At 75.0% G+C, this 11,572-nt stretch carries 8 protein-coding genes; 4 read left to right on the top strand and 4 right to left on the bottom strand.

Annotated elements, in window-relative coordinates:
• Window positions 1–293 precede the first annotated feature (293 nt).
• Window positions 294–1,886 (bottom strand): glycerol-3-phosphate dehydrogenase/oxidase, encoded by a 1,593-nt coding sequence (locus AB0D67_RS04260; RefSeq protein ID WP_362929730.1) that lies wholly within the window; start codon window positions 1,884–1,886, stop codon window positions 294–296.
• Entirely contained in the window at window positions 1,883–2,602 is a 720-nt protein-coding gene (locus tag AB0D67_RS04255; RefSeq protein ID WP_362929728.1) for a TetR/AcrR family transcriptional regulator, read from the bottom strand. Before AB0D67_RS04255 ends, AB0D67_RS04260 begins: the two co-directional genes overlap by 4 nt.
• A 46-nt stretch (window positions 2,603–2,648) precedes the next feature.
• Here AB0D67_RS04255 and AB0D67_RS04250 point away from each other — a divergent pair, with 46 nt between their 5' ends.
• Window positions 2,649–4,229 carry an FAD-binding oxidoreductase gene (locus tag AB0D67_RS04250; protein WP_362929863.1) on the top strand — a complete coding sequence of 527 codons (1,581 nt, stop codon included), beginning with the start codon at window positions 2,649–2,651 and terminating at the stop codon, window positions 4,227–4,229.
• Window positions 4,230–4,453: 224 nt separating this feature from the next.
• Window positions 4,454–6,121, top strand: a complete 1,668-nt coding sequence (locus AB0D67_RS04245; RefSeq protein WP_362929726.1) for a serine/threonine-protein kinase — start codon at window positions 4,454–4,456, stop codon at window positions 6,119–6,121.
• Between the two features lie 129 nt (window positions 6,122–6,250).
• Here the strand turns inward: AB0D67_RS04245 and AB0D67_RS04240 are convergent, their stop codons facing one another.
• The gene (locus AB0D67_RS04240) at window positions 6,251–6,745 is read right to left on the bottom strand and encodes an MSMEG_6728 family protein (protein WP_362929724.1); all 495 of its coding nucleotides are present in this window, start codon (window positions 6,743–6,745) and stop codon (window positions 6,251–6,253) included.
• A 166-nt stretch (window positions 6,746–6,911) separates the two neighbouring features.
• On the opposite strand from AB0D67_RS04240, the gene AB0D67_RS04235 reads away from it, so the two are divergent.
• Window positions 6,912–8,315, top strand: coding sequence for a metallophosphoesterase (locus AB0D67_RS04235; protein ID WP_362929722.1), 1,404 nt, complete (start codon window positions 6,912–6,914; stop codon window positions 8,313–8,315).
• A gap of 35 nt (window positions 8,316–8,350) precedes the next feature.
• Complete coding sequence (locus AB0D67_RS04230; RefSeq protein ID WP_362929720.1) at window positions 8,351–9,976, top strand: bifunctional 3'-5' exonuclease/DNA polymerase; 1,626 nt, start codon at window positions 8,351–8,353, stop codon at window positions 9,974–9,976.
• A gap of 164 nt (window positions 9,977–10,140) precedes the next feature.
• Here the strand turns inward: AB0D67_RS04230 and AB0D67_RS04225 are convergent, their stop codons facing one another.
• Complete coding sequence (locus AB0D67_RS04225; RefSeq protein ID WP_362929718.1) at window positions 10,141–11,544, bottom strand: MFS transporter; 1,404 nt, start codon at window positions 11,542–11,544, stop codon at window positions 10,141–10,143.
• Window positions 11,545–11,572 lie beyond the last annotated feature (28 nt).

Below are 11,572 nucleotides of genomic sequence, written 5' to 3'. Positions count from 1 at the left end.
GACTAACCTAATAGATCGGCGGGTGTGACGTGAGATGTGAATGTGCTCTGTTCCGCCGCGCCGTGGCCGGTCGGAGCCGGAGAAGGCGGGCGGAGGTCCGGTGTCAAGGCCCCGGGGCTGAGAGATCCCTGTGAGAAATCTCCCGCCGCAAGCACGGTCAGGAGAGCCTGTCAAGGGATGGAGGGGAATCCATATGCCGTCTGAGAGCCGGGACTTCGCCGGTTCCGTGTCTCGGAGCGGCCGCCGGGTGCCCTCCGGGCCCTCCCGGAGGGCCCGGAGGGCCGGGAAGGGGGTCAGCCGGTCCCGTACTCCAGGGCGGCCAGGGCGGCGGGCAGGGCCGCCGCCCGGTCCTCGGGGACGAGGCCGATCCGGGTCCGGCGGTCGAGGAGGTCCCCGGCGTCCAGCGCCCCCTCGTGCCGGACCGCCCAGACCAGCTCGGCGCCGATGACGCCGGTCGGCAGCGGCTCCGCCAGCGCCGGGTCGCCGGCCGCCAGGGACCGCACCGCCGCCGCCTCGGCGCCGTACCGTGCCTCCAGCCGTCCCCGCGCCGCCGTGCCCGGCGGGAGGTACCCGACGAGGGGCAGCCGCGCCGTACGGCTCGCCCCGGCGGTCAGGCCCCGCAGCCGCACCGCGAGGTCGACCGCGTCCTCGGCCATCCGCCGATAGGTGGTCAGCTTGCCGCCCACGACCGTGACCGCCCCGCCGGGGGAGACCAGCAGCGCGTGCCGCCGCGACAGGTCGGCGGTGCGCCCGCCCTTCCCACCCCGTCCGCCGCTCCCGTCCGTCCGGCCGTCCCGGCCCCGTCCGCCCGCGTCGAGGAGCGGGCGCAGCCCGGCGAAGGCCCCGGCGACGTCCTCGCGCCGGATCCCCGCCGCCAGCACCGAGTTGAGCACGCCGAGCAGGAACGTGACGTCCTCCTCCGGCGCCTCCGGCACGTCGGGGACCGGCCCGTCCACCGGCTCGTCGGTGAGGCCGACGTAGACGCGGCCGTCGTCCTGCGGCAGGACCAGCGCGAACCGGTTGCCCTCCCCGGGGATCGGCACGTGCAGTCCGGCCCGCAGGCCGGGGAGGGACTCCGGGCGCAGCACGAGGTGGGTGCCGCGCGAGGGCCGCAGCGGGATGTCCGGATCGAGCCCGGCGGCCCAGACCCCGGTGGCGTTGATCACCGACCGGGCGCGGATCGTGAAGACGTCGCCGGTCGGCTCGTCGCGGACCTCGGCGCCGTCCCCGGCCAGCGCGAGTGCCCGGCAGCGGGTCAGGATCCGGGCCCCGTGCGCGGCGGCCGTCCTGGCCAGCGCCACCACCAGGCGCGCGTCGTCGCTCAGCCGCCCGTCCCAGGACAGCAGCGCGCCGCGCAGGCCGTCCGGCGCCAGGGGGGCGGCCAGCTCCAGCGCCCGCCGGGCGGAGATCCGCGCGGGGCCCGGCAGCAGGGCGCGGGGCGTGCCGGCCGCCGCCCGCAGCCCGTCACCGAGCCGGTAGCCGGCCATCACCGTCGCCGCCTGGACGCGGGAGACCCGCGGGGTCAGCGGCAGCAGGTACGGCGCGGCCCGCACCAGGTGCGGGGCGGTGCGGGCGAGCAGCGCGCCGCGCTCCACCGCGCTCTCCCCGGCCACCCCGACCTGCCCCCTGGCGAGGTAGCGCAGCCCGCCGTGGATCATCTTCGAACTCCACCGGGAGGTGCCGAACGCCAGGTCGCAGGCGTCGATCGCGGCCACCGACAGGCCGCGGGAGGCGGCGTCGAGCGCCGCCCCGGCGCCGGTGGCGCCCAGGCCGACCACGAGCACGTCGACCACGAGGCCGCGCGCCTCGGCCAGCTCGCGCGCCCGGCGGGCGGCGTTGAGGGAGGAGCCCGGCAGGGAGGGGCCGGGGAGGGCGGGGGAGCTCACGGGCGCAGGTACCTCTCCAGGATGGCGGCGAGTTCGTCGTCCAGCTCGCCGGGGGAGGCCGGGGCGAGCACGGCCGGGCCCGACAGCAGGAACGACTGGGCGGTCAGCAGCACGGTCCGGGCCAGCCGCGCCGGGTCGCCGGGCCGTACGGCGCCCAGCTCCTGCCCGCGCGCGACGGACTCCGCCACGAGCGCCAGCATGGCGTCCTGGCTGGCCCCCCGGCGGTGCAGCAGGTACGGCAGGAGCAGCTCGGGGTCCACCTCGACGATCTTGCGCCAGAGCGGGTGGCCGCGCAGGGCACGCACCGCCCCGACCGACGCGGCGACCGGGTCGTCCCCGGCGAACCGGCCGGCGACGAGCGTCCACTCGCGGGTCATCAGGTCGGCGACCAGGGCGCGGACGTCGGGCCAGCGGCGGTAGAGCGTCATCCGGGACACCCCGGCCCGCCGCGCCACGTCGGTGAGCGTGGTGCGCCGCACGCCCACCGCGAGCACCATCTCGCGGGCGGCGTCGAGGACCGGATCGAGCACGGGATCGGGGGCCGGGCCGCGCGCCGTCTCACGCGCCGCCTCACGTGCCGGCCCGGCGGCGGGGCCGGGTGCCGGGGAGGGGGCGGGCGCGGGTTCGCCGGCGCCGGGCGCGGAGGCGTCGCCGGGAGCCGGATCGCGGGCGGGTTCGCCGGGGTCCATGACCGCATTGTGACGAATGGACGTCATCTGTCACAGTGTAGACGTGGAAATTCCGACGACCGCCGCAGAACCGATGCTCTGGTCCGGCTGGGGCGACCCCGCGCGGGCCGCCGAGCTGCCCGAACCGGTCCGCCGCCTGCTGGGCGACCTGCTGGGCGTCCGCGCGCCGGACACCCCCGCCGCGACCCTCGGCGAGGTGCGGCTGCCCGGCCCGGCGCTCCCCGCGCCGGTCACGGCCGAGCTGGAGGAGGTCGTCGGCGCCGGGCACGTCCGCCGCGACCACGAGACCCGCGTCCGGCACACCCGGGGCAAGTCCACCCCCGACCTGCTGCGCCTCCGCGCCGGGGACGGCTCGGACGCCCCCGACGCCGTCGTGCTGCCCGGCTCCCACGACGAGGTGCTGGCGGTGCTGCGGATCTGCGCCGCGCACCGGGTGGCCGTCGTGCCGTTCGGTGGCGGCACCTCGGTCGTCGGCGGCCTGGCGGCCGACCGGCGCGGCTTCGCCGGGGTCGTCGCGCTGGACGTGACACGGCTGAACCGGCTGGTGTCGGTGGACGCCGAGTCCATGGTCGCCGAGCTGGAGCCGGGGCTGCGCGCGCCGCAGGCCGAGGAACTGCTGGCCGGGCACGGGTTCACGCTGGGGCACTTCCCCCAGTCGTTCGAGTACGCGACTCTGGGCGGCTTCGCCGCGGCCCGCTCCAGCGGGCAGGCGTCGGCCGGCTACGGCCGGTTCGACGACATGGTCGTCGGCATGACCGTGGCCACCCCGCGCGGCACCCTGGAACTGGGCCGCGCGCCCAAGTCGGCCGCCGGGCCCGACCTGCGCCAGGTGATCCTGGGCTCCGAGGGGGCGTTCGGGGTGATCACCTCGCTGCGGCTGCGGGTGCGCCGGATCCCCGCCGAGCGCCTCTACGAGGGCTGGCGGTTCCCGTCGTTCGCGCAGGGGACGGCCGCGCTGCGGCGTCTCGCCCAGGACGGCCCCGTGCCCACCGTGCTGCGCCTGTCCGACGAGACCGAGACGATGGTCGGCCTGGCCAGACCGGACGAGCTGGGCGACGTCGCCCCGGACGCGGGCTGCCTGGTCGTCGCGGGCTACGAGGGCGAGCCGGGGGAGGCGCGCGCGCGGCGGGACGGCGCGGCGGCGGTGCTGGCCGGGCTCGGCGGCGTCTGCCTGGGCACGGACCCGGGCGAGTCGTGGGCCCGGGGCCGCTACTCCGCGCCCTACCTGCGCGACTCCCTGCTCGCGGCCGGGGCCACCGTGGAGACGCTGGAGACGGCCGGCTTCTGGTCCGCCCTGCCCGGCCTCTACGACGCCGTACGGGGCTCGCTCCAGGGCTCCCTGGGCTCGCCGCTGGTGATGTGCCACGTCTCCCACGTGTACGGCACGGGCGCCTCGCTGTACTTCACGGTCGTCACGGCCCAGTCGGCCGACCCGCTGGGACAGTGGGAGGCGGCCAAGAAGGCGGCGAACGAGGCGATCGTCGCGGCCGGGGGCACGATCTCCCACCACCACGGCGTCGGCCGCGACCACCGGGACGCCCACGCCGCCGAGATCGGCGAGCTGGGCGTGGAGATCCTCCGCGCGATCAAGGATCGGCTGGACCCGGAGGGCGTCCTCAACCCCGGTGCGCTGGTCGCCCCGGCGGGGGACTGAGCGCCTGGTCGGGTCCCCGGGCCGGGCGTCGGGCTGGACGTCTGGTCGGGTCCCGGGCCGGGCACCGGGTTGAGCGCTCGTTGAGCGCCGAGCCGGGCGCCTGGTTCGGTGTCGGGCCGGGTGCCGGTCGAGCGCGGGGTCCGGTGCCGGCCGGTTCGGACTTCCCTGGATTTTCCAGGGAAATGTCCCCCTCCGCCGGATCCGCCGATCTATGATCATCTGTCGTGACGGCTTACGGTCCGCCTCCCGTGCTCGGTCTCGAACCCTCCGATCCGACCGTGCTCGGCCCCTACCGCGTCGCCGGGCGCCTGGGGCGAGGGGGCATGGGGACCGTCTACTTCGGGGAGAGCGCCTCGGGGCCGGTGGCGATCAAGGTGATCAACCCGGTCCTGGCCGCCGATCCGGAGTTCGTGGCGCGGTTCCGCAACGAGGTGGCCGCGGCCAGGAAGGTCAGCCGGTTCTGCACCGCGCCGGTCCTGGACGCGCGGCTGAACGGGGATCCGCTCTGGCTGGTGACCGAGTACGTCGCCGGACCCGACCTCGAACGCGTGCTGCGCCGGCAGGCCCTGCTGCGCGGATCCGACCTGGAGGCGCTGGCCGTCGGGGTGGCGACCGCCCTGACCGCGATCCACGGCGCGGGGGTCGTGCACCGCGACCTCAAGCCCGCCAACGTGCTGCTGTCCCCGCTGGGGCCCAGGGTGATCGACTTCGGCATCGCCCGCGCCCTGGACACGGGTGACGGGCACACCGCGACGAACCAGCTCATCGGTACCCCCGCCTACATGGCCCCGGAGCGGTTCGCCGGGCAGTCGGCGGGTCCGCCGGCGGACGTCTTCGCCTGGGGATGCGTGGTGGCCGCCGCCGCGACGGGCCGCTCGCCCTTCGCCGCCGGAAGCGTCCACGAGATCCCCTACCGCGTCCTGAACCACACTCCGGATCTCGGCGGGATCGACGACGGGCTGCGCGGCCTGGTCGAGGCGGCGCTCGACAAGAACCCGGCCTCCCGGCCGACCGCCAAGGAACTGCTGTCGGAGCTGGTCGGGCAGAACGACGCGGAGGACACCGCCAAGGTGGCCGGCACCCTGCGGCTGAACCTCCCCGGCCTCCTCGCGCCGACCGTCCGGGGGAGGGAGACCGGAGAGTCGGAGGAGCGTGAGGAGCGCGGAGCCGGCCGGGCTCCGGCACCGTGGCGGCGCCCGGCGGTCGTGGGCGGCGCGGCGGCCGGGGTGCTCCTGCTGGCGGCGGCCGGGGCGCTCTGGGCCCGCACCCTCCCTCCGGCTCCGCCGGAGCCCACCGGTGTGCTGTACCGGGACGACTTCGGCAACGACAGGTCGGGCTGGTCCAACGACGGAACCCGGACGGACACCTCCCGTGGCTACACCGGGGACGGCCGCTACACGATGGTCACCGACATCTCCAACGACTCCCGCTGGGCCGAGGCGCCCATCAACGCGGAGCCCGTCGAACGCGCGCTGGTCACCGTCCGGATCGACATCGAGGCTGGAAGGCCCAGCAAGTCGTGGACCGGGATCTACTGTGACTACAAGCCCGACGACGATCACGCTCACTACTACACCCTGGAGGTCCGTCCGGACGGGCGCGCGAGGATCCACAAGACCACCCAGGCGACCGGATGGGACATGACGCCCGACGTCCTCTCGCTCGCCTTCTCCAAGAAGAAGACGACGCTCCGGGCCGAGTGCTCCCGGAACGGGGACGAGGTGCGTCTGGCGCTCTGGGTCGACGACCACCTCGTGGTCGAGGCCGTGGACGAGGACGCGGGCGGGGCCAGGGGCAAACCCCGGTTCGGGCTCAGCGTGGGAAAGCAGCCCGGGGACGACCAGGAGACCCGGGCTTACTTCGACGACTTCGAGATCGGCTCGCTGCCCTGAGACGGGCGCGAACGCACGGCCATGGTCGATGCGCGGCGGACGGAGAACGAGGTCCTAGCGGTCCCGCTCGGGCTCAGTCCGGCGAAACAGACATGTCCGAAAAATCTACTTTGTAAAGGCGAGGGCTCGTCACGCGGAATACAGCCGTGACGGGCGGTCGGAGAGCGGCCAGACGTACGGCAGGTCGTTCGAGTCGTCACCGAAGTCGTCGCCGAAGACCGGGCGGTAGAACTCCGGGGACTTGCGCAGCAGCGCCGACCGGTGGCTGAGGTGCAGCTCCGGGTCGCCCAGCCAGGGCGGAAGCTCGCCGGCGGCGGCGAGTTCCGCCTGGGAGCGGGGCGCTGCGACGCCGAGGAGGCCGGACAGCTCCCGCGTCAGCGTGTCCGCGCAGGTGTCGGCCCGGCCTCCGGCGCACCATCGCTCGCAGATCTCCAGCCCGTACCTGACCAGCGCCTCCTCGTACCCGGTCCACATCCGCGCCGCGGGGTGGTGGCGCCAGCCGTACCCCGGGACGGTCAGGGCGCGCAGCACCTGGATGGTCTCCACGCGCTGCTTGCCGAGCCGCCGGGGGTCGAGGACCCGGGCGGTGGCGGCGAAGTCGGGATAGGGAAGGAAGGTCTGCATCGAAGGTCTTCCGTACCCCGGTATCGCTGCACCTGTCCGAGATCAACGCCAAGATATGGTCATGGTCGATATCGGTCGGGCCGCGAGTCGCGGGCGTGACGGTTCCTCCCGGGTGTCGGAGGAGGGGGCGGGCTGGTCATGCGCCCGGACGGGTACGTTCCGGGACATGCTCCCCGGCCGAGAGAGTTTCTCCTGGCTGAACCCGCGGACGCTGTGGCGGTCGAGGAACGAGGTCCTGGCGATCCTGTTCGGGGATCCGTCCGGCGAGGTGCGCGCGCGCTGGGTGGCGGCCCAGCGGGAGCGGGGCGCGGACCCGGGAATGCGGATCCCGGTGGACGTCGGCCCGGAGTTCTCCTTCTTGGTCCTGGGGGACACGGGGGAGGGGGACGCCTCGCAGTACGCGGTCGTCCCGGGGATGCTGAAGATCGGGCGGGGCACCGCCTTCGCCGTCATCGCCAGTGACGTGATCTATCCCGCCGGGTCGGGCAACGACTACGACGTCAAGTTCTTCCGCCCGTACCAGGACTATCCTGCTCCGATCTACGCCGTCCCCGGCAACCACGACTGGTACGACGGGCTCGGCGGTTTCATGCGCGTCTTCTGTGAGGCCCCGGCGCTGAAGGCCGAGCGGCGGGGTTTCCGGCTGTCGCCGCCGGGGTTGCGGGGTCTGCTGTGGCGTGAGCCGGACGCGATCGACGAGGCGGCGCTGGAGCGGGCGCGCGGACGACGGTCCGGGCCCGGGCAGCGGGCCGTGCAGCCGGGGCCGTACTGGGTGCTGGAGACGCCCTCGCTGCTCGTCGTGGGGGTGGACACCGGGATCCGCGGCGCGCTGGACGCCGGGCAGGCGCGGTGGCTGCGCGAGGTCTCGCGGGATCCGCGGCCCAAGATGCTGGTCACCGGCAAGCCCGTCTACGTCCGGGACGAGTATCTGCCGTCGGCGCTGGAGGGGGGCGGCACGATCGACGACATCGTCGCCGACCCCGCGCACGGCTACGTCGCCGTGATCGGCGGGGACGTGCACAACTACCAGCGGTTCCCGGTGAAAAAGGGCGGGCGGACGATCCAGTACATCGTGGCCGGGGGTTCCGGGGCGTTCATGCACGCCACCCACACGACTCCCAGGGTCACGGTCGGCGGTGTCAGCGAGGACGACTACCGCTGCTATCCGCTGCGCGGTGACTCGCTGTCGTTCTACAGCAGGCTCTACAGCGACCGGCTGCGGATGCGCCGGCTCTACCTCACGCCGGCCGAGAGCGCGGCGGTGATGTCGGAGCGGATCGGCGTCACCCCGGTCCGGGGGGCTCCGTCCGTGCCCGTCACGGCGCGGATGAGGTGGGCGGCGCGGATCCTCGGGGGTCTGCCGATGCCGTTCCGGCTGCCGGTGGGCCGGACGTTCCACCGTTATCTGTCGGAGTTGTCGGACTGGGACACGCCGCCGTTCTTCAAGAGCTTCCTGCACGTCTCGGTGACTCCGGAGGTGCTGACGATCCGGTGCTTCGCGGCGACGGGCTGTCTGGAGCAGGAACTCGAACCCCCGCTCGAGGACGAGGTGGTGATACCGCTCGTCTGAGCGGAAGTGTCGGGGCGGCGTGGCAGGCTGGCCTCATGTACGTGGCAGTGGCGGCCGGTCCGGGGGGCGGGGGCGTCCTGCTGCCCGCGGGGGGTGAGGCGCGGGCCGTCGCGGATCTGGCGGCGGCCGTGCGGGATCTTGAGACGGGGTCCGGGGCGGCGGGCGGGCGTTCGCGCTGGGTCTGGGCCGACACCCGCGCGGTCTATCCCGCCCTGCTCGGCGCCGGGGCGCGGGTGGGCCGCTGTCATGACCTGGCGCTGACCGAGGGCCTGCTGCTGGGATACGAGGGGCGGTACGGCGAGCCGCGGTCGGCCGCGGCGGCGTACGCCCGGTTGCACGGCCTGCCGGTGCCCGGCGACGACCACCACGCGCCCGGTGGGGAGCGGGCGCGTCAGGCCGCTCTGTTCGAGGAGGAGCCGCCACCGCCGGACGCCGGTCCGGTGGCGGAGGTCCTCGCCGACCAGCTCCGGCGGATCGAGGCCACCGCCGACCCGCACCGGTTCCGGTTGCTGGTGGCGGCCGAGTCGGCCGGGGCGCTGGTCGCCGAGGAGATGAGCCGCGAGGGCATGCCCTGGCGGCGTGACGTGCACGACGCGCTGCTGACCGAGCTGCTCGGCCCGCGCCCGGTGCACGGCATGCGCCCGGCGAAGCTGCAGGCGCTGGCGGATCGGGTGTCGGCGGCGTTCGGCACGCCGTTCAACCCGGACTCCCCGCAGCAGATCGTCCGGGCCTTCAAGGCGGCGGGGGTGCCGGTGGCGTCCACCCGGGCCCACGAGATCAGGAAGGTCGACCATCCGGGGGTCGAGCCCCTGCTGGCCTACAAGGAGCTGGCGCGGCTCCACAGCTTCCACGGCTGGGCGTGGGCCGACCAGTGGGTGCGCGGTGACCGTTTCCGGCCGGAATACGTCGTCGGCGGGGTCGTGTCGGGCCGGTGGGCCACCAGCGGCGGCGGGGCGTTGCAGATCCCCAAGGTGATGCGCCGGGTGGTGGTGGCCGACGAGGGGTGGGTGCTGGTGGTGGCCGACGCGGCGCAGCTGGAGCCGCGGGTGCTGGCCGCGATGGCCGGGGACGGCGGGCTGGCGCGGGCGGCCGGGGAGGCCGACCTGTACCAGGCGCTGTCGGGGGCGTTCGGCGGTGACCGGGCCCACGCGAAGATCGCTCTGTTGTCGGCCATGTACGGCGGGACCAGCGGTGACGCCCCCAAACTGCTGGCCGTGATGCGGCAGCGCTTCCCCCAGGCGTACCGGTTCGTGGAGGAGGCGGCGCGCAGCGGTGAGGAGGGGCGGCTGGTGCGGTCGTGGCTCGGCCGTACCTGCCCGCCGCCGTCGGCGCGGTGGCGGGAGCTGGTCTCGGGTCCCGAGGGCAGGCGTGCGGCGCGTGACCGGGGGCGGTTCACCCGTAACTTCGTGGTCCAGGCGACGGCGGCGGAGTGGGCGTTGTCCGTGCTGGCGGTGCTGCGCGGGCTGCTGCCGGATCCGGCGCGGCTGGTGTTCTTCCAGCACGACGAGGTGATGGTGCACTGCCCGGCCGAGCTGGCCGATGAGGTGGTGGCGGCGGTGGGCCGGGCGGCCGGGGAGGCGTCGCGCCTGCTGTTCGGCGCGACGCCGGTGCGTTTCCCGATGCAGGCGGCCGCGGTGCGCTGCTACGCCGACGCGAAATGACGAGGGGCGCGGCGCCGCGCGGGCCGGTGCGGCGGCTCAGGGGTCCGGGGACGGTGCTCCGGCCGGCGGTCCGGGAGGTTTCATGGTGCTCCGCGGGTCCGGCCGGTCGGCGGCGCGGTGCCGTGCGGATGCCGATGGCCGGTGCCGTACGGCGGTCCGGGAGGTCAGGCGGTGCGTGACGGGCGGCTGGTGAGGGCCAGCCAGGCGGCGGTGACGGTCACCATGACGGCCACGGCCGTGCCGAGGGTGCCGTAGGACAGGCCGCTCACGATCAGTCCGGCGATGATCGTGCCGCCCGCGCCGCAGACGTTCATCAGCAGGTCCGACAGGCCCTGTACGGCGGGGCGGCGTTCCAGAGGCACGGCCTCGGTGAGCATCGCCGAGCCCGCGATCAGGCCGCAGGACCAGCCGATGCCGAGCAGGCCGAGGCCGACGGTCACCTGGCCGATGTCGTGCGGCCCGGCTCCGCCCGAGAGGAGGGCGGCGGCCAGGAGGATGCCCATGCCGAGGACGAGTACGCGGGTCCGGCCGATCCGGTCGGCCAGCCAGCCGACGCCCGGCGACAGGACGAACATCCCGGCGATGTGCACGCTGAGCACGAGGCCGATGGTGCGGTAGCCGGCGCCGTCGTGGTCGAGGTGGACCGGGGTCATGGACATGACCGACACCATCGCGGTGTGGGCGACCGCGATCGCCACCAGTGCACGGGAGGCGGCGGGGCTCTCGCGCAGGGCCCGCCAGCCGGCGCGCAGGCCGCCCCGGCCCCGGGCGCCGGGCGGGGTGGTCCCGGGTGCGGCGGGGGAGCCCGAAGAGGCCGGAGCCGAGGAACCCGGAGAGACCGGGGAGCCGGGAACAGGGCTGGGAGAGGCCGGGGAGTCCGTGGAGCCGGGGGAGCCGGGGGAGATCGTGCGGGCCAGCAGCAGCGGGTCGGGCCGCAGCGCCACCAGTACGATGGCCAGTGCGATCGCGAACGCCAGCAGGGAGAGCGCGAAGGGGCCGGCGTCGGGGGCCAGGCCGATCCGGCGGCCGAGGCGTTCGGCGGGTTCGGCCAGGTTGGGGCCGGTGACCGATCCGATCGTGGCCGCCCAGACGACCCACGCCAGGTGCCGGGCGGAGTGGCCGGGGGCCGACAGGTCGGTCGCGGAGTAGCGGGAGGCGAGGTTGCCCGCGCTGCCGCCGCCGAACAGCGTCAGGCCGACGAGGAGGATGGGCCACACGCGGGTGGCGATGCCGAGCAGCGCGACCAGGCAGCCGAGCACGGCGCAGGCGTAGGCCAGTGTCAGCCCGGCCCGCCGCCCGCCGCGGCTCGCGGCGCCCGCGGTGGGCAGGGCCAGCAGTGCGGCGCCGAGCACGGTGGAGGTCCCGGCGAGGCCGCTGAGCGCCACGGAGCCGGACAGCTTGGCGACCAGCAGCGAGCTGAGGGCCGTGCCGACGGCGACCCCGATCCCGCCGGTGATCTGCGCGGCGGACAGCACCACGAGGGTTCGCCGCTGCACCGCCGCGAGGCCGGCAGGGCTTTCAAGGGGAACGGCGTCTTTTTCAGGGGTGGGGGAGGGGGTGCGTGTCACGCGTGAAGTCTGCCATCACTCATGACTC

Source organism: Streptosporangium sp. NPDC048047 (assembly GCF_040653115.1).
GTDB lineage: Bacteria > Actinomycetota > Actinomycetes > Streptosporangiales > Streptosporangiaceae > Streptosporangium.
This window is presented reverse-complemented; position numbering and strand designations above follow the sequence as displayed.